The organism is Haemophilus sp. HMSC61B11 (assembly GCF_001838615.1).
In the GTDB taxonomy this organism is placed as follows: Bacteria; Pseudomonadota; Gammaproteobacteria; order Enterobacterales; family Pasteurellaceae; genus Haemophilus_D; species Haemophilus_D parainfluenzae_AD.
The window spans coordinates 95,424-115,465 of sequence record NZ_KV837955.1 but is presented as its reverse complement, the minus strand read 5'-3'; the positions used below and the strand labels follow the sequence as shown (position 1 = coordinate 115,465).

The window sequence follows — 20,042 nt, the reverse complement described above, 5'->3', positions numbered from 1 at the left end:
ATTTTTTACTATATCGCCACGCAAACGATTAAATCATGAAAAATGAATTGGGATTATATTTTAAGTGTCACACCACGTTTTATTCATGCCACGCTGATGACGCTTCATCTCGCCTTTTGGGGCATTTTATTGTCGCTGGTGATTGGTGTGATTTGTGCGGTGATTACCACCTACAAAGTCAAATCATTAACTTGGCTAGTAAAAGGCTATATTGAGCTTTCTCGTAATACGCCTTTATTAATTCAAGTATTTTTTCTCTATTTTGGGCTGTCTAAAATTGGCCTGAAATTAGATGGTTTTACTTGCGGCATTATCGGCCTGGCATTTTTAGGTGGAAGCTATATGGCAGAAGCCTTTCGTGGTGGTTTGGAAGCGGTATCAAAAGGACAAATTGAATCAGCCTTAAGTATCGGCCTAACTCCTTATCAAGCTTTTCGCTATGTCATTTTCCCACAAGCCTTTGCGATTGCGACACCTGCAATTGGCGCAAATTGCTTATTCTTAATGAAAGAAACCTCAGTGATCAGTGCCGTTGCTGTTGCTGAACTCATGTTTGTCGCAAAAGAAGTCATCGGGCTCGATTACAAAACCAATGAAGCCTTATTTTTATTAGTGGTGTTTTATTTGATCATTCTATTACCGATGTCTCTTTTCATCAGTTACTTAGAACGCCGTACTCGGAGAGCAAAATATGGGGCTTGAGTTATTATTCCAAGGCAGCAACATTGAACGCTTGCTCAACGGTTTATGGGTAACGGCTGAAATTGCATTCGTTTCTGTCTTCTTCGCCTGTATTTTAGGTGTGATTTTTGGCGTAATCATGACAAGCAGAAATCCCATTATCAAAGCCATTTGTCGCTTTTATTTAGAATTTGTACGCATCATTCCATTATTAGCGTTACTTTTTCTCGCTTATTTCGGTTTAGCAAAATGGTTTGATATTCACTTAGATGGCATTTCTGTATGTATTTTGGTGTTTATTTTCTGGGGAACAGCAGAAATGGGCGATTTAGTGCGTGGTGCATTAACTTCCATTGAAAAACATCAAGTGGAATCCGCCTACGCTTTAGGTTTAACGCCGTTTCAAACCTTTGTGTATATTTTACTTCCGCAAAGTTTAAAACGTGTGACACCAAGTGCTATTAACCTCTTTACTCGCATGGTAAAAACCAGCTCTTTGGCGATGTTAATTGGTGTAGTCGAAGTGATTAAAGTCGGTCAACAAATTATCGAGCATTCATTATTTAGTAATCAATCGGCGGCGCTTTGGATTTACGGTGTCATTTTCGGTTTATATTTTGTGATTTGTTACCCGCTATCCTTATTTTCCCGTTATTTAGAAACCCGTTGGGAAAGTTAATTTTTATTAGGAAAACACATGGCGTTATTAGAAATTAAAAACCTCGTCAAAAATTACGGTGATGTAGAAGCACTCAAAGGCATCAATCTTTCTATAGAGAAAGGAGAAGTTGTCGTTATTTTAGGTCCATCGGGTTGTGGTAAAAGTACTTTTTTACGCTGCCTAAATGGGCTAGAGGAAATAAAGCGCGGTCAGATTTTGCTACAAAATGCAGGCGAATTAGGCAAAGACATTCCTTGGGTCAAAGCGCGCCAACGCATTGGGATGGTATTCCAAAGTTATGAACTATTCGCTCATTTATCAGTGATTGACAATATTTTACTTGGCCCTTTAAAAGTACAAAAACGCGATCGCGCTGAAGCTGAAAAACAAGCCGATGAGTTACTTAAACGCGTAGGTTTATATGACCGAAAAAATGCCTATCCACGTGAATTATCCGGTGGACAAAAACAGCGAATTGCCATTGTTCGTTCACTTTGCATGAACCCTGAAATTATTCTGTTCGATGAAGTCACTGCAGCCCTTGACCCTGAAATGGTACGTGAAGTACTTGATGTAATTTTAGGTCTTGCCAAAGATGGCATGACGATGCTCATCGTTACCCATGAAATGAACTTTGCCCGTCAAGTGGCTAATCGCATCGTGTTTATGGATAAAGGGCAAATCATTGAACAGGCAAAACCAGAAGATTTCTTCACGAATCCAACCACGGATCGTGCGAAAACATTCTTAAATATCTTAAATTATGAACCGAGAGGGACAAACTATGAAGAAAACATTTAAAACATTGACCGCACTTTTCGCCACAGCTACATTAGCATTTGGCTTAACCGCGTGTAATGATAAAGAACCGGCTAAAGACGGAGCAAAAACGGTTTCAAGCCTTGAGCAAATACAAAAAGATGGCAAAGTGCGCATTGGTGTATTTAGCGATAAACCACCATTTGGTTATGTAGATGCGCAAGGTAAAAGCCAAGGCTTTGATGTCGAAATTGGTAAAGCGATCGGTAAAGATTTATTAGGTGACGAAAACAAAGTGGAATTTGTTTTAGTGGATGCCGCAAACCGTGCTGAATACTTACTTTCTAAGAAAGTTGATATCATTCTCGCCAACTTCACTGTAACACCAGCTCGTAAAGAAGTGGTAGATTTTGCGAATCCATATATGAAAGTGGCACTCGGTGTCGTATCAAAAGATGGCTCAGTCATTACTGATCTTGAACAATTAAAAGGCAAAACCTTGATCGTGGATAAAGGCACTACTGCTGATATTTTCTTCACCAAAAACTATCCAGATGTGAAGTTATTGAAATTCGAACAAAATACCGAAACCTTTGAAGCCTTACGTGATGGCCGTGGTGATGCATTATCTAATGACAATACCTTCTTATTCGCTTGGGCAAAACAAAATCCAGGTTATACCGTGGGCGTAAAAAACTTTGGCGATCAAGATGTTATTGCACCAGCTGTTCGCAAAGATGCACCTGAATTGTTAAATTGGTTAAATAACGAAATCCAAACCTTAGGCAAAGATGGGCGTTTAAAACAAGCTTATGAAAAAACCTTATTGCCAGTTTATGGTGATACCGTCAGCGAAAGCGATATCGTGGTTGAATATAAATAATTTAACCCCATTCACTTCTCCTTTAGTCCAACTCAAGGAGAAGTGAAAACTTACTAAGTTTTGACCGCACTTCCAATTTTAAATGCGAAATATGTTTTTTCTAGATATATGCCTATTTTACCCTTCAACAGCATTTCTTGTATTATCACTTTATAACATCTAAATTTGATAATGATTCTTATTTATGGCAATATTCTGATTTTTTATTCAGACAGGAGTTTATATGCAAAAAAAATCAACAATTCGTTTAATTTTGGCCGTTCTATTACTGACTTTTGGTATCACTACTCAAGCAGAAATAAAAACAATCAAAGATGTATTAGGACGAGAAGTTAACGTTGATGTGCCCGTAAAAAATGCCGTGTTAGGCTTTTACTATCCTGATTACATTGCTGTTACGGGTGTTGAAAATTTTAAATATGTTAAAGGTATCTCACGTGAATTTTGGGAAAAATTTAATCCAGGAAGTTGGGCATTGTTTTCTGAAAAAATGCCTAAACTCAAAAATATTGCTGATATTGGTAATGTAAATACAGGAACTTTCTCAACCGAAAAAACCTTGGCATTAAAACCTGATGTATTGATTCTTGCAGAATGGCAATATCAAACTATTGGTTCCGAACTACCAAAGTTAGAACAAGCTGGCGTTCCAATTATTGTTGTCGATTTTAATGCTCAAAGTGTAGAACGACACACCCAAAGCGCAAAGATTTTTGGGCAACTTGCAGGTACCGAAGAACGAGCAAATAAAATTGCAGATGAATATGCTCAAGGCATTACTGATATTCAAAAACGTGTAAAAGAGGCTAACCTACCTAAACCTAAAATCTATGTAGAATTTGGCAATAAAGGTCCTAGTGAATATAGCTTTACCTTTGGTAAAAATATGTGGGGTGCTATTGCTGAAACTGTTGGCGGGGATAACGTAAGCGCGCCTTTTGTCGAAAATTGGGGACCAATTAATCCAGAACAACTTCTTGCCGCACAACCTGAAGTGATTATGATTTCTGGCACAGAAATGGGGCATGAAACTAACGATGAAATGATGGCGATGGGAATAAACATCAATGAACAGGATGCACAAAAACGCCTAAAAGGTTTCTTAACCCGTGCAGGGTGGCAAGATTTACCTGCAGTTAAAAACCACCGTGTTTACGGTATTTATCATACGGCTTCTCGCTCACTAAGTGATCTAGCAGCCGCTCAATTTATGGCAAAAGCACTTTACCCAAAACTTTTTGAAGACATAGACCCACAAAAAACCTTTATGGATTTCCATAAAAACTATTTGCCTATCATACCTAGTGGTACGTTTTTTATTAAATTGAAAGATTAAACAATTCATAAGGTGAGCGATGCTCACCTTTTTTATATTCTCACTGCCTTTCATAAGTGAAAACTCCTTTATTTTTGACCGCTCTTTGAAAGATGTGGTGTAAATCTCGCCTTTAATGGCATTCGTTCCTGAATACGTTCCCGATTAATCTGCAATGCAGCCTCTGTGGCCTCATAGTCCAACCATAAACTTGGGTCATCGGGTAATGTTTCATTCCAAATATACTGCACGTTAAAGCCTCGGGCTTTACATTCCGCATGCAATGCATCATACCGTTTCTTTAAAAACGCCAATTTATTAAAGAAAAAGCGCACATGCCCTTCACCTAACTTATATTCTGCAGGCTGTCCTTTCAAATGAAATTTACCTTTCGCCACGGCGTTAGGAATACGGGTTAATTCACGATGCTCAGCTAAAAGATGTTGATCACAAAGCTCCTCAGGCGGAACAAGATTAATTCGAGTCATAATCGATACCAAAGAAAAAGAAACATAGTACGGGGCATAAAGGTATTTGTCTATCTCATAATAAATACGACTCAAAAGATTAATTATTTTTCTGTGATTTTCACATACATCAATCCTTGCTAAACTGATTAAACATTGCTATTGAAGGAATCACTCATGTCTGTAAAAACATTTGAAAAATTGACCGCGCTTTTAGATAAGCATCAAGCACGCTATCGTGTGGTTGAACATCCCACAGCAGGAAAATCAGAAGAAGTAGCTAAAATCCGGGGTACAGAATTAGGGCAAGGGGCAAAAGCCTTGGTATGCAAAGTAAAAGGGAATGGCGTAAAACAAGCAGTATTAGTTATATTACCAGCTGATCAACAATCTGATTTAAGCAAAGTAGCGGCCTATTTGGGTGGCACGAAAGCATCACTTGCTAGTCCAGCAGAAGTAGACACCCTAACTGACTGTGTATTTGGTGCAATTCCGCCTTTTAGCTTTCATCCTGATTTGTTATTAATTGCTGATCCTAGCTTACTTTCTCGTTATGATGAATTGGCATTTAATGCAGGTATATTAGAACGCTCCATTATTCTTAACACACAAGATTACGCCTCAATCGTTCAACCCACATTAGTGGATGTAATAAAAACCGAATAGGGAAAAGATTGGTTGTCTTTCATTTGATTGATACAATGCTTCCGTTTTTCTATTAACTGGACATCTCATGAAAAAATATCTTAAAGCATTTATTCTTTTACCGTTGATTATTCAAATTATCGGCACTATTGGCCTAATGTTCGCAAACAATGATGCCGATGGATTTCAGCCTTCAGCGGTTACCGTCTTTATCGTGGCTGCAGTACCGACTTTTCTCATTACACTTTGGGCAGCATTTCACCGTTATGCGAGTTATCACGTAAAAGCCATCGCATTAATTTCGGTATTAATTGGATTTTGTTATACCGTCGTAGCGGGGATCTTTTATGCAACGCTAGTAAATGATATGGGATTTGGCGAATGGTTACGTGCTGGAGGATTAGAAATTACCTGCTTAATGGCCGCAGGTTTGGCGCTTTATTCTGTTATGGTATTACCGCTCTTGTTACCGAAAGAACGCCCGCTATAAGGCGATTTGAGGCGAATATTGAGCAGTTAAATCCACCAAATCTGTTAATAAAATTGACCGCACTCTATTGTTTTCTGGCAAAAGTGCGGTTAAATTTCGGGCTAAAACATCTTGTTCCAGCACAAAACATTGTCCTTTGCATTGAGTAAACATTTCTCCGTACTTTACCGCTAGCAACACACCATCTTGCCATAAAACCACCGCATCATTTTCTGTGATTTCAGTCAAATAACGTTGAAGGTCTGTCTCAGAATAATGAGCTTGAGAAAAGGTATAAAGCATAATATTCCTTAAAACGTAAACACTTTTTCGGCTTGGCTAAGTTTATTGATCAGCGAAGTGCGGTCAATTTTTTCAGCAGAAATAATGAGTTGTTCTGTTTGCAAATTGTATTGGTCGAGTGAAGTGGCACAGACAAAGCGCTGTTCAATATCGTATAAATCTAATAATTTAAAGGTACGAATAAAATCTTTTTGTAACAATAACTCAGGATTTTGCCCATCGAGTAAATTTAATACGCCATCATCAATAAAAAAGACACCGATTTCCTCTTCATCACAAAATGCTGTTGCCGCGAGCAAAGCATCTAAACCTTCACGAGAAATCGCGTTTCCATGCGGTGCGGTACGAAATAAGAATGCAAGCTTCATAATGTCACCACCCGATCTGCTTTTAATGCCATCGCCATAAACTCGCCTAAGCCTGTAATCTCAAAACCTTCTGCCAGATTCGTATGATCCGTATCTTTTGCAGTAAGCGCATCCACTACGCCACGACGTTGTGAAGCAGCTACACATAAATGCAAAGGAATATGATGCTGCGCTGAAAAGGCTTGCCAAGCTTGTGTGAGATTAAATTCATCATTGGCAGGATAAACCAAGCCATTGCCATTACTCACACCGTCTTGGAAAAAGAAAATTTGGCTAATGACATGCCCTTTTTCGAGTAAAGCTTGGGCAAATTGATAGGCAAGAAAAGCCCCTTGTTTTCCATAAATGGGACTTTTCACAGCGAGAACATAGTTCATTACTCTTGCTCTTGTTTGATTTGACGAATATATAAATACACGGTGTGGCGAGAAATCGCGAGGCGATCGGCCACTAAATTGATCGCATCTTTAATATCAAAAATGCCTTTTTCGTAAAGTGAAATCACAATCTGACGGTTCTTATTATTGTTTGAAACCGAGCGATCTGCATTCACTTCTTCAATGGTTTTCTCTACCGTTTGGGCCACCAATTCTTCCACTGAACTTGCAAAATTGACGGAAGAGGTTTCATTTTGTTCCTGCGTTGGCATAAAGGCCTGCATAAATTGAGAAACCGGCACATCCAAATTAATATTGATACAAAGTAAACCAATAATACGTTGTTTGCCATTTCGAATCGCAATGGTGACAGACTTCATCAACACATTGCCTTTCGCACGCGTAAAATAAGGCTTAGACACACTTTCACTTTGCATATTACGCAAGGATTTCAGGGCTAAATCCGTAATCGGGGAACCCACTTGGCGATTAGTATTATGCCCATTGGCGATACAAATGGCGGAATGTTCAATATCTTCCAAAGAGTGTAAGACGATTTCACAATGTTTGCCAATCAACGCACTCACGCCATCAACTACCGCTTTATAGGAAATCAAAATAGCACGATCTTCATCAGTGAAAGGTTGTCTATCGGTTAGTATCATTTTTCAAATCTGGTAGGGAAAATGACCGCACTTTGGACAAAGCGCGGTCGAATTAAGGATTATTTTTTAGGATTAACGTCTAATACTTCAACATCGAAGTAAAGTGTTGCATCAGGTGGAATTGCATCGCCTGCACCTTGTTTGCCATAAGCTAATTCAGGTGGAATCACTAATTCAATTTTACCGCCTTTCTTCACTAACTGAAGACCTTCAGTCCAACCTTTAATCACTTGGTTTAATTTAAACTCAACCGGTTGACCACGTTCAACAGAGCTATCAAATACTTTACCATCCGGTAATTTACCAGTGTAATGTACTTTTACGATATCTGTTGCTTTAATCGCCTCGCCTTTACCCGCTTCAGTGATTTTGTAAAGTAAGCCATCTTTGGTGCTTTTCACACCATCTTTTTTCGCAAATTCAGCGCGGTATTTATCGCCTTCTTCTTTTGCAGCTTTCGCTTGTTGTTCTACTTTTGCTTTCGCCGCAGACACTAATTGCTCTTGAATGCCATCTAAGGTTTTTTGAATTTTTTCGTCTTTACGAACATCAACTTTACCTTCTAATGCATCTTTTAAGCCATCTAAAATACGCGCATTGTCGTATTGAATGACTTCTTTTTGAGCATCCACTAAATCTTTTACTTGGTTACCCATTAATGCACCTACAGCATAAGACGCATCACTTGCGCTTGGCGCTGCTTTATCTTCTGCAAAAACAGAACCTGAAACAACCGCACTTACCATAAGTGCAGCAAGAGAAAGCTTTTGAATTTTCAACATTTTGCTTGATCCTTTATAATAGAAACGGAATAGCGAATAGGTTAAATCGGATTGACCAAATTCACAACATTTTTTTAAAAATTAGAGAAATTTTATGCAAAATCAACAAATTTTAGAAGATCGCATTGCTGAACTTGAAATGAAAATTGCATTTCAAGAACAACTTTTAGACGAGCTAAACCAAGCATTAGTTCAACAACAGTTTGATATGGATAAAATTCAACTTCAACTCCGCTATCTCGCCGGCAAATTAAAAGATATGCAACCTTCTAATATTGCCAGCCAAGCAGAAGAAACGCCGCCTCCGCATTATTAAACAACAAACCGCACTTTAACGTGCGGTTTACTTTTATAAGCTAATAAAGTGCGGTCAGTTTTAACCACATTTACAACCAAACAAAATAAGTCATGCTGCCGATAATGGCGATACAGAATAGATTTAAAATCAAACCGACTTTCGCCATATCAAGTTGTTTCACATTGCCTGTTGCAAATACAATAGCATTTGGCGGTGTGGCGATTGGTAGCATAAATGCACAACTTGCCCCACAAGCGATAATTGCGGCTAAAGCGATAGGCGGTAAATTCATGGATTGTGCCACTGAAATCACAATTGGCATAATCAATGCAGCACTAGCGGTATTCGATGTAAATTCCGTTAAGAAAATAATAAATGCGGTTATCACAAAACAAAGCACCCAAAGTGGTTTGGTTTGTACAAATTGAACGATACTATCCGCCATAATCTTACTGGCCCCCGAATCTTTCATCACGATACTGAGTGTTAAACCACCACCGAATAAAACGAGCACGCCCCATTCAACACGTTCTTGGATTTCTTTCCAGCTTGCCACACCTGAGATACAAATAAAGATCACCACACATAGCGCAATCACCGTATCAAAGTTTTCGATTTTTTTCGGCAATTCAAGAAGAGAGCTAATCCATGGATTTAGAAGAGAACTGAAAAGCAGCATAATCGCCATGCCGATAAAGATCAGTAAGGTAATGATATTTTTTCGGTTAAAACTAACTTTCTCAAGCGATGGATTAAATTCCACAGAAAAGTCTGGACGTAAAATCACCCATAAAGAAAAAATCATTGAAGGTACAAGCAATACCATCACTGGGAAACCATAACCTAGCCATTCCGTGAAAGTCACTGGAATTTGAGATGCCAAAATCGCATTCGGCGCACTTCCCACTAAGGTACCAATACCACCAATACTGGCACTAAATGCCATGCCTAATAACACGAAGGCGTACAACCGATGATTTTTTTCAGCATTGATACCTTTTAACATCCCCATGGTGAGTGGCAACATCATCGCTGCTACGGCGGTGTTGTTAATCCACATAGAAAGGAATGTGGTTGCAGTAAACAGATAGGTGATAGAAAGTTTTAAGTTTCCTTTCGCCAAACGAATAATGTAATTCGCAATAATCTTGTCTAGATTCTGAATTTGTAACACCGCAGCCACTACAAATCCACCAAAGAACATATAAATAATTGGGGTAGAGAATGGTGCAAGCGCTTTTTGTGTATTAATCAAGCCTAATCCAATGGCCACAACAGGCACCATAAGGGATGTCACGGTAATATTAAAGGCTTCCGTTAACCATAAAATACCAATAAAAATCAGCAGGGCTAACCCGCGGTTCTCTTGGGAAGAAAACGGCAGTATTTTGATTAATACCAACATGAAGACAAAGTCTAAGGAAAGAATAAGAAGACTTTTATATTTAGAGAGAAAGGTTTGTTGAGTTTGCATATACAATCTCCTATAAAACGATAGGGGAGATCATTAATTAGCATTTAACCGAAAAAATTGAAACATATTTTTAACAAATTTGTGACACGCTTCAAACTATTTTTGTATAAACAACAAACCGCACCTAAAAGTGCGGTCTGTTTTGCTTTCGTTTTTTATTGTTGCATGCGAGCTTGAATACGTTCTGGCAATCTTAATCCAACGAGAGCAACAAGGACAATGGTCCAGAATAAGGTCACATACACAAGGGCTGAACCAAGTCCGACTCTTTCGCTGAGTGCGGCGGCAATCACAGGAGACACACCACCGCCAATCGCGGCGAAGTTGTAGATGAAACCAATACCTGTACTTCGCATTTCAGCCGGGAAGAAAGTCGCCATATATTTTGGTACTAAACCGGCAATCCCTAAGTTAGTTGCAAGTAAGAAGAAGAGCAACGCACCAAGCGCTAATACATTATTTTCTGGCAAATAGAATACTGGGAAGAGGAAGAAAAGTGATAACAATAAGCTATATACAAAGGTTTTCTTCTCACCCAATTTATCACCGATAAAGCCAGCAATTAAAGTACCGATAAGGATACCAAAGCCCGCCCAGAACATCAGTGATTTCACATTTTCAGCATAGCCGTTTTCTTTGAGGTAAAGTGGAAGTAAGCCTACTACCGGCCAGTTTACGGAGAAAATTGAATAACAAACTAAGAAAATAATTAAGGTAATTGGTAATTGTTTTTTAGTGAATAGGTCAGTAAGTGGAACTTTATTCACTTTACCCGCCGCTTTTGCTTGTGCCCATTCTTCACTTTCAGGTGCATGGCGACGAACGTAAAGCACTAAGGCGACTGGTGCTAAACCGATGAAGAAAGCCATACGCCAACCATAAGTTTGAGACACCCAAGGGATCACTTGAGAAGCAAGAATATTACCAATAGAGAAGCCACTTACTAAAAATGCACTGGCTTTTGTACGTAAATGTTGTGGCCAACTTTCAATGGCATAAGAGGAAGAACAAGCATATTCACCCGCCATCCCCATACCAATAATCATACGGAAGATGAAAAGCCAAATATAACTGGTGGATAAACCGCACAAGAATGTGCCAACGGAATACGTGATAATGGAAACAATCATCGCCAAACGACGACCATATTTATCGGCAAAACTACCAAAAATCGCCCCACCTAATGGACGTGCGACGAACGCTGCAAGTAATAATGTAGATGTTTCCGTGGTGCTCATAGCGAATTCTTTTTGAATATCTAAAAGCACATAAGTGATAAGCATATAATCGAAGCCATCAAAAACATAACCTAACCAAGCCGCAAATAACGCTTTTTTTTGCGTAGGACTGACTTCTTTATACCATGGTAGTGATGTTGTCATAACAACCTCCTTTCCTTGTATTTGAGAATTTTGTGGTTTAGATCACAGAATTTAAAATCACTGCTAATTTCTGCTTGCATAACCAAAGATAAGACGTATGATGTCTTATGTCAATTAGAGAGAATGAGAGCTGGATCACAAATTCAGAAAATAGATTAGAAAATGAGAAAAGAAATGAAAAAAACAAGTAAAAAAGAAGCAAGTCTCGTTTTGCAGGATAAAATCAAATCACTCATCATCAAACAAAATCTTAAATCCGGCGATTTGATGCCAACAGAAAATGAGCTGATTGAACAGCTTGGCGTGAGCCGTTCCAGTTTGCGTGAGGCCATTAAATCTTTAGAGGCGCTACACATTTTAGACATTCGCCATGGCGTCGGCACCTTTGTGAGTGAATCCTCTCTTGTACCAATGATCCGTGGATTAAGCTTTCACACCCAGCTGAATTTACATAATGATCATAATCAGCTGATTAATATTTTGGATATTCGGGAAATTTTGGAATACGGTTTCGCTCCGATGGTTTTAGGAAAAATTAGCCAAGAACAGACCGCACTTTTGCAAAAATCAGTGGCAAACATGGAAAAAAATGCCCGTGAGCAAAAATTTTCCCCTAAAGATGAATACCACATTCATTTAAAACTGTATGAACCATTAAATAACCCGTTACTGATTCAATATTTAGATGCGTTTTGGCAAATTTATCAGCAAGTAGAAAAAGGCTTACCGCCACCAACACTTTCTCCTGAGAAATCAGCCATGCAGCATCGCGAATTAATTGATGCGGTAGAAGCGCATGATTTAGTACGCATGCAACGCGCGATCTTGCAATATTTCCAAAGTATTCGCCAACGCTTACAACAAGGAGGGCATGATGCAAACTAATGGATTAAACATTGCCTTAATCGGCTGCGGCTTTTTTGGCGTTCAGTTGGCTTCCGCATTTGATAAAGCCCAAGCAAACTTAATTGCGGTGACCGATATCAACCCTTCTCTTGCACAAAAACTTGCAGAGCAATACGGTAGCCAAGCCTTTTTTAGTGTGGAAGAAATGTTGGCTGAAACCAAACCTGATTTAGTGGTCATCGCCACACCAAACTACGCCCATTATTCTCCGGCTATTTTGGCGTTAAACGCTGGCTGTCATGTCTTTATTGAAACGCCTTTTACATTAAGCTCTTCTCAAGGCCAACATTTACGCCGTCTTGCCGAAGAAAAAGGCAAATTCATTTTTGTAGGCCATTTAGAACGTACGTTACCAGGCATGTTGAAAGTCAAAGCGGCTTTAGAACAAGGAAAATTAGGCAGAATTACGGTCGCACGAGCCATGCGTCAGCGTTGGATTGAAAATTTGCCGAATAAAGAATGGTGGAAACTGGATGCGAATCTCACCGGTGGAGAGCTTTTCCACCTCATTCACGAACTGGATTTACTCTGTTGGTTATTAGGCGATATTGAGGCGGTCTTTGCTCAAGCCGCTAATCAAGCGCATCACGATACGCCAGACAGTCGTGATGTGTTGCAACTGTTACTACGCTTTGAAAATGGCGTGTTAGGTTCGCTCGAAATGGGCACTGCTTATCGATTACACCAATGGGGCATTCAAATTCATGGTGAAAATGGTGTGATTGAAGTCAATTTCTTTACCTCAAGTGTCACATTTAATTATCTAGATGGAAAAATAGAACACGTTGATTTATTTGATGAATTTGAGGCTGATTTATCTTTACGCGAAAGTGCAAAAGGCACTCAGCAATATAATGTCACCCACGCACCCTGCCAACTTTGGTTAAGCCGAGCGGCTGAAATCGAAGTACAAAGTGTGGTGGAGCACTTAACGCAAGGAAAAACCAGCCCATTAAGTCTATGTTTAACTGAAGCCATCGAAGTTGCAGAAGCAGCGAAGCAATCCATGGTAACGGAAAAACAAATCTCAGTGAAAAAATAAGGAGTTTATTATGATGCGATATGGTGTTGTTGGCGTTGGCTATTTTGGTGCAGATTTAGCTCGCTTCATGAATGAATTTGATGATGCACAAATTACTGTAGTATATGATCCTGAAAATGGTGAAACTATTGCTCAAGAATTACAATGCGTAGCGGCAAAATCTCTTGAAGAATTAGTCACTTCCCCTGATGTGGATTGTGTGATTGTTGCCACCCCAAACTACTTACACAAAGAACCGGTCATCCTTGCAGCAAAAAACAAAAAACATGTTTTCTGTGAAAAACCAATCGCCTTAAGTTATCAAGACTGTGACGACATGGTGCGTGCTTGCGAAGAAAATGGCGTCACCTTTATGGCTGGCCATGTGATGAACTTCTTTAACGGTGTTCACCATGCCAAAGAATTAATCAATAAAGGCGTGATCGGTAAAGTGCTTTATTGTCACACTGCACGTAACGGCTGGGAAGAACAACAACCGACTATCTCATGGAAAAAAATCCGTGAAAAATCTGGCGGCCACTTATATCACCATATTCACGAATTAGACTGCGTACAATTCATTATGGGGGGCATGCCAAAAACTGTTACCATGGCAGCCGCCAATGTTGCACACAAAGGCGAAAACTTTGGTGATGAAGACGATATGATTTTTGTCACCATGGAATATGATGATAATCGCTTCGCAGTTCTAGAATGGGGTTCGGCGTTCCGTTGGGGTGAACATTATGTATTAATTCAAGGGGAAAAAGGCGCGATCAAGCTTGATATGTACAATACCAAAGGTACCCTTCGTGTAGATGGAAAAGACACCTATTTCCTCATTCACGAAACCCAAGAAGAAGATGATGACCGTACCCGTATTTACAACAGCACAGAAATGGACGGTGCGATTCAATACGGTAAACCAGGTAAACGTACACCGCTCTGGTTGAGTTCTATCATGAAAAAAGAAATGCGTTATTTAAATGACATTCTCCATGGTATGGAACCAACTGAGGAATTTGTAAAATTACTCACCGGTGAAGCCGCTCGTGCCGCCATCGCCACAGCCGATGCATGCACCCGTTCTCGTTACGAAAACCGCAAAGTTGATTTAGCAGAAATCATCGGTAAATAAAAATAACGTAAAAATAAACCGCACTTTGGTTGAGGAATCAAAGTGCGGTTGTTTTAGATTTATATCTACTTCTTGGAATGAAATTTCTACAAAAATTTATATATAACTGGTGAAAATTTATAACCTATATTTAACTTAACCTGATTATGAATTTTTAATTGACAGCTATCTTATATGAATTTTATAATGTAACCACCTTCCAAGTTGAAATGAGAAGGGTTGATTAGTGACAGTAATCATTGTTCTTAACAGAAATTACATAAGTAATTTAAGCTTATCAATAGAACTTTGGTAAGCCGATTTTAGTCTAAGTAGACAGGAGGAAACAATGAAAAAATTAAATATGCATGAAGGCTGGGATGGTTTTTAATGAATGAAACAATAAAGTTTCTAGGTGAAAGTTACGGCTTCTGGGTTCAAACAGGAGCCGTTGTTTTATCTGCCGCTATGGCAGTTTTAGCGATTCTCCATAATGGTAAGATGTCGAGAAAAAGAACAACTATTGATGTATTATTGCAGGAAAACCAAGATGAAACTTTAAGAAATGCCAAATTTGAAGTGTTCAATATGGCAAATGACCCAAGGAATGAGTTTGTAAACATTTATTTTAAAGAAAAAGAGAAGCAGTCTGAATGCTATAAAAATATTACTATGTTGCTTAACCGTTATGAATTCATAGCTCAAAGTATTAGAAATAAAGCATTTGAGGAAAAAATTTATAAACAAATGCAGTACACTAGTATAACTGAGATGTGGGATAGACTTTGTCCTCTTGTACATGAGATCCGAAGACAAAAAAATAATAAAACTTTTTATCAAGAATTTGAGTGGCTTGCATGTAGATGGAAAAAAAAGCCATTAAAGAAAAATAACTAAGTCTTTCTATAATAGAAACAACCGCACTTACAAAAAGTGCGGTTGTTTTTTTAGCATATTTTTAAGGAGTTTATGGCGATAACCGCTCTCTTTCCCATTTCCCATCATTGTATAAATAACAAATTCGGTCATGTAAACGACTTGGGCGACCTTGCCAGAATTCGATACGATCAGGAATCACAAGATAGCCACCCCAATGTGGTGGACGAGGTACGTTTAATGGGTGTTTTGCTGCAATCAGTGCCGCTTTCGCTAATAAAGATTTGTGGCTAGAAATGACCGCACTTTGCTCGCTGGCCCAAGCGCCAATTCGGCTGGTGTAAGGGCGAGTTGCAAAATATTCATCTGATTGTTCAGGCGAGATTTTTTCGGCTTTACCTTCAATACGCACAGAGCGTTCTAATTCAGGCCAAAAGAATGTCAGGGCGACAAACGGATTATGTTCTATAGCACGACCTTTTCGGCTGTGATAATTTGTGAAAAAGACAAAGCCTTGTTCGTTCACTTCTTTCAACAGTACCATTCGACTTGTTGGTCGACCGTCTTCATTGACTGTCGCAACATTCACACCTGTTGGCTCATTGACTTTAGCCGTAATCGCTTCGTTGAGCCATTTTTCAAATTGTTTTATTGGATTGGGATCGCAATCATGCTGAGAAAGCGCCTGTTTGCAATAATCCTCACGAATATCATGTAAGTCCATTTTCTTTCTCCTTTTGCTTGAAAACAAAAAGCCCTTGCAACTGCAAGGGCTAGTATAGTCCGTTAATTATTTACCATCAACACTCACGCCATAAAACGCATCATAGCCAAATGGGCTTTGTACATAGCCTTTTACGCGAGGACTAAGTGGTGCGAAACCAACAGAGTGTGCAACCGGAACCCATGGAGCTTGCTCATGGAAAATCACTTGTGCTTGTTTATAAAGTGCCGCACGCTCATCTTTATTGGTTAAGCCAATCGCTTTATCTAATAAAGCATCAAATTCTGCATTTTTAAAACGAGCAAAGTTTGAGTTTCCCGCATTCGCACTTGCAAGTAACGGAGAAAGGAAGTTATCCGGATCACCGTTATCGCCTGACCAACCGAAGATACCTGCTGTTAATTCACCTGCTTTGGCGCGTTTTTGATAATCAGCCCATTCAAATGTGACTGGATTTGCTTTTACGCCAACTTTCGCCCAGTCTGCCATGACGAGTTCAGCCATACGTTTTGGATTTGGGTTAGACGCACGTACCACTGGTTGAATCCAGAAGTCCGTTTCAAAACCGTTTGGATAACCTGCTTCTGCTAAAAGCTGTTTCGCTTTCTCTGGATCATACGGATAATCTTGGATTTCGTCGTTATAACTCCAAATTGTTGGCGGCAATGGGTTTTTCGCTGCAGTACCTGCACCTTGATAAACCGCTTCAATAATCGCTTTTTTGTCCACCGCATAGTTCAATGCTTGGCGTACTTTCGCGTTATCAAACGGAGCTTTCTCTGTATTGAATGCGATATATGCTACGTTCAAACCTTTTTGTTCCAAAAGCTGTACTTTCGGATCGGTTTTCATTTTGGCTAAATCCGCCACATTTGGGAAGAGAATTAAATCACAAGAACCCGCTTGTAACTTCGCATAACGCGTAGTGGCATCTGGCACGATACTGATCACTAAACGATCAAGCGGTGTGCGACCTTTCCAATAGGTTTCATTCGCCACATATTGTGCTGCTTGGTCAGTTTTGTAATCCACAAAAATAAACGGACCTGTGCCCACAGGTTTATTATCAATCGTTTCTGGTTTGCCTGCTTTCAACATCGCATCTGCATATTCAGCTGAGTAAATAGAGATAAAGTCCATACCCAAGCTTGCTAAGAAAGTCGCATCTTTTTTATTCAAGGTAATACGAACGGTGTTGTCATCCACTTTCTCAACTGATTTTAATAAATCTGGGAATTTCATCGCTTTGAAATACGGATAAGTCCCTTTCGATACATTGTGATAAGGGTGGTTAGGATCTAACTGACGTTGGAAAGAAAAGAGCACATCATCCGCATTAAAATCACGTGTTGGCGTAAATTCTTTTGTGGTATGGAATTTCACCCCTTTACGCAAATGGAATGTGTAAGTTAAACCATCGTCACTGATCTCCCAGCTTTCAGCCAAGGCTGGCTCAAGATCAGTAGAGCCTTTTTTGAATTCAACCAAACGGTTATACACTTGTTGTGAACTTGCGTTGTAAGATGTACCTTCCATTACTAATGCTGGGCTAAAGCCAAGTGGTGCCTTCGCTGTACAGTACACAAATGTATTATTACCTGAAGGTTTTGCTGTTTCTGCTTTTGCATTTTCTTTTGTCGCAGAACCAGATTGATCACAAGCTGCTAAAAACAAACTAGCTGCAATAAGAGTTAAGGTCGCTTTTAATTTCATAAGTTTTCCTTCTTTAATCGGGCAAAACACCCAAACATGAATATAAAATTTTACTTAAGATATAAGCAAATCAAACTTTTAAGAAATAAGAAAAAGATCTTTCTTATAACAAATTAGACTAAGGCATTTAATATTAGCGTTTTTTTCGCAAATGATCCCCGTCTGTTTTGCGTAAATAACTCAATATCCAAACTAATGCAATAGCAAAAACAGAAGTGGTCAGAAACGTGTAACTGAAAGCATGTTGTAATGCATCGTCGTTACCCATGAATTGACGATATAACGTCAAAATAATAGATGCCACAGCGATACCAAATCCGATTCCTACTTGTTGCACAATACTCAGCACCGTTGAGCCTACACCGCTTTGTGCCTGTGATAGGTCGCCAACGGTAAGAGTGTTAATTGAGGTAAAAATCATCGACATGCAGGCACCGTACCACATCAGATTACATATAATCCATGTCGTTGATGATGAGGTATCAAGCCATGACATTGAAACCGTCGAGCCTGCCATTAAAAGTGACGATAAAATTAGTGTGGTTTTATAACCTAGCATATTTAAAATATGCCCAATAAAGCGTTTAAATACGACGGACATTAGCGCAATAGGTGCAAGCAACCAGCCTGACTCTTCAGCTGAATAGCCAAAGGAAAGTTGGAACATTAATGGCAATAAGAACGGCACAGCTGAGCCAGAAAGACGAATAAAGATATTGGCTGCAATGCCTAATCGGAATGTTCTTGTATTGAAAAGAGATAACGGCAAAATGGCACGTTCATTACCTTTCGCATAAAAATAGTAGGCGACCAATAATGCAATACCAACCGACAATGCACTGTATGTGGTCATATTGTCACGGTGACTTTCTCCGAGTAAATCAAGCCCAAGAGTGAGCCCAACTAAACCAAACGCAAAGAGCAAAAAGCCCGTCCAGTCTAACTTATTCGCATTACCCTTATGATTGCCCATCACTTTAGCCGCAGCCCAAAAGCCTAACATGCCAATCGGAATATTGATTAAGAAAATCCAATGCCATGATGTATGTACCACAAGCCAACCACCTAAAATCGGACCAAGAATCGGGCCAATCAATCCCGCTGTCGCCATTAAATTCCAGGCATTAATTAATTGATTTTTCGGTACGGTTTGAATAATCGCAAGGCGAGCAACCGGCATCATAAACGCACCGCCAATACCTTGAAGAATCCGTGCAAGCACAAGGGTCTCGAGAGAAGTGGCCATCGCACAAGCGACTGAACCGAATACAAAGGTAAAAACTGCTGAGCGGAAAACAGTAAGCGTACCAAATTTAGCTGCCGCCCAAGCAGTTAAAGGAATAAATAAGGCTACGGCAAGAGAATAGGCGATAATCGCCATTTGCATTTCAAAGACAGGGGTTTGCAGATCTGTTGCAATGGTGGGTAAGGCAGTATTTAAAATAGTCGCATCCAAGCTTTGCATAAACAAAGCCATGGAAGCTACCCAAGCCAGCCCTTTATAATGCTGACATTCTATTACTGTGTCTTTTTCCACCATTGATAAATAAACTCAGCGATCTGTTCAATGTGATTAATATCTAATAAAGTGCGGTCAGTTTCAAGCGAATAATCTGTTGCTAAAGCCAACACGTTTTCATCTAATTCCGGCAAAGGTTTTGTCATCTCTTGTCGATGCAATAGAATCTTTGGAATGGGTTCTTGTTTAAATCCTTCTACCAAAACTAAATCCGTTAAATGACGATCAAATTGTTGGCTTAAATAAGCTAAAGAAACCGGCGCTTGAGGGGTTTCTGTCATTAATGCCCAACGAGTATCACAAGCCATAATAACTTGAGCAGACCCCGCCTCTTTCATTCGCCAACTGTCTTTGCCCTCTTTATCCACGTGAGCGTTGTGATGGCTGTGTTTAATGACTGAAACACGTAGACCTTTTTTGATTAATTGAGGAAGTAATTTTTCCAATAATGTGGTTTTGCCACTACCGCTGTAACCAGTGATGCCAAGAAGAGGAAAGGGATTATTCATTGTAAAAACCTTAAGAAAAATGACCGCACTTGATAAAACAAAACCCCGCAGGACGGGGTTTAGCTATCAAAATCCATTAGGTGAAGAAAGTATAGCAAGGGGACACAAAATAGCAACTTTCTCACTTC

Annotated in this window: 24 protein-coding genes; 12 read left to right on the top strand and 12 right to left on the bottom strand. The window is 39.4% G+C overall.

All coding sequences use genetic code 11. From position 1 onward, the window contains the following. Nucleotides 1-42: 42 nt before the first annotated feature. The 5 genes from HMPREF3263_RS01480 to HMPREF3263_RS01460 all read left to right on the top strand — a co-directional run bounded on the left by HMPREF3263_RS01480 (nt 43) and on the right by HMPREF3263_RS01460 (nt 4,320). The gene (locus HMPREF3263_RS01480; protein ID WP_049373711.1) at nt 43-702 is read left to right on the top strand and encodes an amino acid ABC transporter permease; all 660 of its coding nucleotides are present in this window, start codon (nt 43-45) and stop codon (nt 700-702) included. Beyond that, on the top strand, nt 692-1,360 hold the full coding sequence (locus HMPREF3263_RS01475; RefSeq protein ID WP_005699119.1) for an amino acid ABC transporter permease: 669 nt from the start codon (nt 692-694) through the stop codon (nt 1,358-1,360). The genes HMPREF3263_RS01480 and HMPREF3263_RS01475 overlap by 11 nt, the downstream gene beginning before the upstream one ends. 18 nt (nt 1,361-1,378) lie before the next feature. Continuing rightward, entirely contained in the window at nt 1,379-2,143 is a 765-nt protein-coding gene (locus tag HMPREF3263_RS01470; protein ID WP_049356852.1) for an amino acid ABC transporter ATP-binding protein, read from the top strand. Further along, on the top strand, nt 2,127-2,984 hold the full coding sequence (locus HMPREF3263_RS01465) for a cysteine ABC transporter substrate-binding protein (protein WP_014064400.1): 858 nt from the start codon (nt 2,127-2,129) through the stop codon (nt 2,982-2,984). The genes HMPREF3263_RS01470 and HMPREF3263_RS01465 overlap by 17 nt, the downstream gene beginning before the upstream one ends. A gap of 223 nt (nt 2,985-3,207) precedes the next feature. Then, complete coding sequence (locus tag HMPREF3263_RS01460; RefSeq protein ID WP_070852856.1) at nt 3,208-4,320, top strand: ABC transporter substrate-binding protein; 1,113 nt, start codon at nt 3,208-3,210, stop codon at nt 4,318-4,320. 68 nt (nt 4,321-4,388) lie between these two features. On the opposite strand, the gene HMPREF3263_RS01455 is transcribed toward HMPREF3263_RS01460, so the two are convergent. Further along, entirely contained in the window at nt 4,389-4,787 is a 399-nt protein-coding gene (locus HMPREF3263_RS01455) for a pyrimidine dimer DNA glycosylase/endonuclease V (RefSeq protein ID WP_070852855.1), read from the bottom strand. 156 nt (nt 4,788-4,943) lie between these two features. Here HMPREF3263_RS01455 and HMPREF3263_RS01450 point away from each other — a divergent pair, with 156 nt between their 5' ends. Both HMPREF3263_RS01450 and HMPREF3263_RS01445 read left to right on the top strand, forming a co-directional pair. After that, nucleotides 4,944-5,432, top strand: coding sequence for a YbaK/prolyl-tRNA synthetase associated domain-containing protein (locus HMPREF3263_RS01450; RefSeq protein ID WP_049366654.1), 489 nt, complete (start codon nt 4,944-4,946; stop codon nt 5,430-5,432). 67 nt (nt 5,433-5,499) lie between these two features. Beyond that, nucleotides 5,500-5,901: a hypothetical protein gene (locus tag HMPREF3263_RS01445; protein ID WP_049366655.1), complete on the top strand. Its 402-nt coding sequence runs from the start codon at nt 5,500-5,502 to the stop codon at nt 5,899-5,901. Here the strand turns inward: HMPREF3263_RS01445 and HMPREF3263_RS01440 are convergent. Genes HMPREF3263_RS01440 through fkpA form a run of 5 tightly spaced genes read right to left on the bottom strand, consistent with a single transcriptional unit; the run spans nt 5,896 to nt 8,375 of the window. After that, nucleotides 5,896-6,183 (bottom strand): DsrH/TusB family sulfur relay protein, encoded by a 288-nt coding sequence (locus HMPREF3263_RS01440; protein WP_070852854.1) that lies wholly within the window; start codon nt 6,181-6,183, stop codon nt 5,896-5,898. The genes HMPREF3263_RS01445 and HMPREF3263_RS01440 overlap by 6 nt on opposite strands. A gap of 8 nt (nt 6,184-6,191) precedes the next feature. Beyond that, entirely contained in the window at nt 6,192-6,551 is a 360-nt protein-coding gene (gene tusC, locus HMPREF3263_RS01435; protein WP_070852852.1) for a sulfurtransferase complex subunit TusC, read from the bottom strand. Beyond that, nucleotides 6,548-6,928, bottom strand: a complete 381-nt coding sequence (tusD, locus tag HMPREF3263_RS01430; RefSeq protein WP_070852851.1) for a sulfurtransferase complex subunit TusD — start codon at nt 6,926-6,928, stop codon at nt 6,548-6,550. Before tusD ends, tusC begins: the two co-directional genes overlap by 4 nt. Then, nucleotides 6,928-7,593 carry a helix-turn-helix transcriptional regulator gene (locus HMPREF3263_RS01425; RefSeq protein ID WP_083304559.1) on the bottom strand — a complete coding sequence of 222 codons (666 nt, stop codon included), beginning with the start codon at nt 7,591-7,593 and terminating at the stop codon, nt 6,928-6,930. Before HMPREF3263_RS01425 ends, tusD begins: the two co-directional genes overlap by 1 nt. Before the next feature lie 59 nt (nt 7,594-7,652). Continuing rightward, on the bottom strand, nt 7,653-8,375 hold the full coding sequence (gene fkpA, locus HMPREF3263_RS01420) for an FKBP-type peptidyl-prolyl cis-trans isomerase (protein ID WP_070852849.1): 723 nt from the start codon (nt 8,373-8,375) through the stop codon (nt 7,653-7,655). 94 nt (nt 8,376-8,469) lie between these two features. On the opposite strand from fkpA, the gene HMPREF3263_RS01415 reads away from it, so the two are divergent. Further along, nucleotides 8,470-8,691: a SlyX family protein gene (locus HMPREF3263_RS01415; RefSeq protein ID WP_005699194.1), complete on the top strand. Its 222-nt coding sequence runs from the start codon at nt 8,470-8,472 to the stop codon at nt 8,689-8,691. A gap of 70 nt (nt 8,692-8,761) precedes the next feature. Here HMPREF3263_RS01415 and HMPREF3263_RS01410 read toward each other — a convergent pair whose 3' ends face one another. Next, a complete protein-coding gene (locus HMPREF3263_RS01410; protein WP_005694884.1) occupies nt 8,762-10,147 on the bottom strand; it encodes an SLC13 family permease in 1,386 nt (461 codons plus the stop codon). A gap of 155 nt (nt 10,148-10,302) precedes the next feature. Further along, the gene (locus HMPREF3263_RS01405) at nt 10,303-11,529 is read right to left on the bottom strand and encodes an MFS transporter (protein WP_005699192.1); all 1,227 of its coding nucleotides are present in this window, start codon (nt 11,527-11,529) and stop codon (nt 10,303-10,305) included. A 174-nt stretch (nt 11,530-11,703) separates the two neighbouring features. On the opposite strand from HMPREF3263_RS01405, the gene HMPREF3263_RS01400 reads away from it, so the two are divergent. The 4 genes from HMPREF3263_RS01400 to HMPREF3263_RS01385 all read left to right on the top strand — a co-directional run bounded on the left by HMPREF3263_RS01400 (nt 11,704) and on the right by HMPREF3263_RS01385 (nt 15,470). Continuing rightward, nucleotides 11,704-12,414, top strand: a complete 711-nt coding sequence (locus HMPREF3263_RS01400) for a FadR/GntR family transcriptional regulator (protein ID WP_005699120.1) — start codon at nt 11,704-11,706, stop codon at nt 12,412-12,414. Next, nucleotides 12,404-13,477 carry a Gfo/Idh/MocA family protein gene (locus HMPREF3263_RS01395; protein WP_070852848.1) on the top strand — a complete coding sequence of 358 codons (1,074 nt, stop codon included), beginning with the start codon at nt 12,404-12,406 and terminating at the stop codon, nt 13,475-13,477. Before HMPREF3263_RS01400 ends, HMPREF3263_RS01395 begins: the two co-directional genes overlap by 11 nt. Before the next feature lie 10 nt (nt 13,478-13,487). Beyond that, nucleotides 13,488-14,594 (top strand): Gfo/Idh/MocA family protein, encoded by a 1,107-nt coding sequence (locus HMPREF3263_RS01390; protein WP_070852846.1) that lies wholly within the window; start codon nt 13,488-13,490, stop codon nt 14,592-14,594. Nucleotides 14,595-14,963: 369 nt separating this feature from the next. Further along, the gene (locus tag HMPREF3263_RS01385; RefSeq protein WP_070852844.1) at nt 14,964-15,470 is read left to right on the top strand and encodes a DUF4760 domain-containing protein; all 507 of its coding nucleotides are present in this window, start codon (nt 14,964-14,966) and stop codon (nt 15,468-15,470) included. 70 nt (nt 15,471-15,540) lie between these two features. Here the strand turns inward: HMPREF3263_RS01385 and pdxH are convergent, their stop codons facing one another. The 4 genes from pdxH to mobB form a co-directional block, all read right to left on the bottom strand. Further along, a complete protein-coding gene (gene pdxH, locus HMPREF3263_RS01380) occupies nt 15,541-16,173 on the bottom strand; it encodes a pyridoxamine 5'-phosphate oxidase (RefSeq protein ID WP_005699188.1) in 633 nt (210 codons plus the stop codon). A 66-nt stretch (nt 16,174-16,239) separates the two neighbouring features. Next, nucleotides 16,240-17,886: an ABC transporter substrate-binding protein gene (locus tag HMPREF3263_RS01375; RefSeq protein WP_070852842.1), complete on the bottom strand. Its 1,647-nt coding sequence runs from the start codon at nt 17,884-17,886 to the stop codon at nt 16,240-16,242. A 133-nt stretch (nt 17,887-18,019) separates the two neighbouring features. Further along, a complete protein-coding gene (locus HMPREF3263_RS01370; RefSeq protein ID WP_049380512.1) occupies nt 18,020-19,426 on the bottom strand; it encodes an MDR family MFS transporter in 1,407 nt (468 codons plus the stop codon). Next, the gene (mobB, locus tag HMPREF3263_RS01365; protein ID WP_005694897.1) at nt 19,405-19,914 is read right to left on the bottom strand and encodes a molybdopterin-guanine dinucleotide biosynthesis protein MobB; all 510 of its coding nucleotides are present in this window, start codon (nt 19,912-19,914) and stop codon (nt 19,405-19,407) included. Before mobB ends, HMPREF3263_RS01370 begins: the two co-directional genes overlap by 22 nt. Nucleotides 19,915-20,042: the final 128 nt, after the last annotated feature.

Coding starts and splice junctions, on each gene's coding strand:
- pdxH (WP_005699188.1), bottom strand. CDS start 16,173: ATGGACTTACATGATATTCGTGAGGATTATTGCAAACAGGCGCTTTCT.
- HMPREF3263_RS01415 (WP_005699194.1), top strand. CDS start 8,470: ATGCAAAATCAACAAATTTTAGAAGATCGCATTGCTGAACTTGAAATG.
- HMPREF3263_RS01475 (WP_005699119.1), top strand. CDS start 692: ATGGGGCTTGAGTTATTATTCCAAGGCAGCAACATTGAACGCTTGCTC.
- HMPREF3263_RS01480 (WP_049373711.1), top strand. CDS start 43: ATGAATTGGGATTATATTTTAAGTGTCACACCACGTTTTATTCATGCC.
- HMPREF3263_RS01390 (WP_070852846.1), top strand. CDS start 13,488: ATGATGCGATATGGTGTTGTTGGCGTTGGCTATTTTGGTGCAGATTTA.
- HMPREF3263_RS01470 (WP_049356852.1), top strand. CDS start 1,379: ATGGCGTTATTAGAAATTAAAAACCTCGTCAAAAATTACGGTGATGTA.
- HMPREF3263_RS01450 (WP_049366654.1), top strand. CDS start 4,944: ATGTCTGTAAAAACATTTGAAAAATTGACCGCGCTTTTAGATAAGCAT.
- HMPREF3263_RS01405 (WP_005699192.1), bottom strand. CDS start 11,529: ATGACAACATCACTACCATGGTATAAAGAAGTCAGTCCTACGCAAAAA.
- HMPREF3263_RS01465 (WP_014064400.1), top strand. CDS start 2,127: ATGAAGAAAACATTTAAAACATTGACCGCACTTTTCGCCACAGCTACA.
- HMPREF3263_RS01440 (WP_070852854.1), bottom strand. CDS start 6,183: ATGCTTTATACCTTTTCTCAAGCTCATTATTCTGAGACAGACCTTCAA.
- HMPREF3263_RS01445 (WP_049366655.1), top strand. CDS start 5,500: ATGAAAAAATATCTTAAAGCATTTATTCTTTTACCGTTGATTATTCAA.
- fkpA (WP_070852849.1), bottom strand. CDS start 8,375: ATGTTGAAAATTCAAAAGCTTTCTCTTGCTGCACTTATGGTAAGTGCG.
- HMPREF3263_RS01375 (WP_070852842.1), bottom strand. CDS start 17,886: ATGAAATTAAAAGCGACCTTAACTCTTATTGCAGCTAGTTTGTTTTTA.
- HMPREF3263_RS01410 (WP_005694884.1), bottom strand. CDS start 10,147: ATGCAAACTCAACAAACCTTTCTCTCTAAATATAAAAGTCTTCTTATT.
- mobB (WP_005694897.1), bottom strand. CDS start 19,914: ATGAATAATCCCTTTCCTCTTCTTGGCATCACTGGTTACAGCGGTAGT.
- HMPREF3263_RS01400 (WP_005699120.1), top strand. CDS start 11,704: ATGAAAAAAACAAGTAAAAAAGAAGCAAGTCTCGTTTTGCAGGATAAA.
- HMPREF3263_RS01385 (WP_070852844.1), top strand. CDS start 14,964: ATGAATGAAACAATAAAGTTTCTAGGTGAAAGTTACGGCTTCTGGGTT.
- HMPREF3263_RS01370 (WP_049380512.1), bottom strand. CDS start 19,426: ATGGTGGAAAAAGACACAGTAATAGAATGTCAGCATTATAAAGGGCTG.
- HMPREF3263_RS01395 (WP_070852848.1), top strand. CDS start 12,404: ATGCAAACTAATGGATTAAACATTGCCTTAATCGGCTGCGGCTTTTTT.
- HMPREF3263_RS01425 (WP_083304559.1), bottom strand. CDS start 7,593: ATGATACTAACCGATAGACAACCTTTCACTGATGAAGATCGTGCTATT.
- tusD (WP_070852851.1), bottom strand. CDS start 6,928: ATGAACTATGTTCTCGCTGTGAAAAGTCCCATTTATGGAAAACAAGGG.
- tusC (WP_070852852.1), bottom strand. CDS start 6,551: ATGAAGCTTGCATTCTTATTTCGTACCGCACCGCATGGAAACGCGATT.
- HMPREF3263_RS01460 (WP_070852856.1), top strand. CDS start 3,208: ATGCAAAAAAAATCAACAATTCGTTTAATTTTGGCCGTTCTATTACTG.
- HMPREF3263_RS01455 (WP_070852855.1), bottom strand. CDS start 4,787: ATGACTCGAATTAATCTTGTTCCGCCTGAGGAGCTTTGTGATCAACAT.